The organism is Pseudomonas sp. P5_A12 (assembly GCF_056400685.1).
This window is the reverse complement of record NZ_JBFUKU010000635.1, coordinates 1-582: the sequence shown is the minus strand read 5'-3', so window position 1 is coordinate 582 and position 582 is coordinate 1. Positions and strand designations below refer to the sequence as shown.

At 57.9% G+C, this 582-nt stretch carries 1 protein-coding gene; it reads right to left on the bottom strand.

Translation table 11 applies throughout. From position 1 onward, the window contains the following. A partial coding sequence (locus AC1DSG_RS31625) for a UvrD-helicase domain-containing protein (protein WP_477794363.1) occupies positions 1–582 on the bottom strand: 582 nt, incomplete at both ends.

Below are 582 nucleotides of genomic sequence, written 5' to 3'. Positions count from 1 at the left end.
GCCATGCCTTGATCGTCCCGATCCAGAACGTTTACCGGCAACAGCGCTTTAGGCTCGCCACTGGCTTTGGCTTTCTTGCCCGCGATGGCTGGCGCTGCGCGGACGATATGCTCGGCGGCGTCGATGATGTGCTGGTGACTGCGATAGTTGTCGCTGAGCATGACTTTGGTGGTGCTCGGCGACGGGAATTCTTTGTTGAATTCCATGAAATACGTCGGCGAACTGCCGCGCCAGCCGTAAATGGACTGCCAGTCATCGCCCACGCAAAGCAAAGACGAACGTTGCGCGCCCCGTCCAACATGCATCGCCGGACCTCGACTGCGGATTTCGGTGAGACTGGCGCGAATCCAGGAAACAATCTGTGGCGATACGTCCTGAAATTCGTCGATCATCAGGTGCGAGAGCGGCCGCAGCAGCTCATCGCTGAGAAGCTTCAGGTTTTCCGGGGAGTGCTCGCTGAACAAGGCAAACATTCGGTTGTAGGTCATCACCGGCGGTTTTTGATCCAGCAGATGATCTTCCAGCGCCCGCCAAAACAGGCTCAAGGCCTCGAAGAAGAACCTGTCGGGGTCGTCCTTGGCG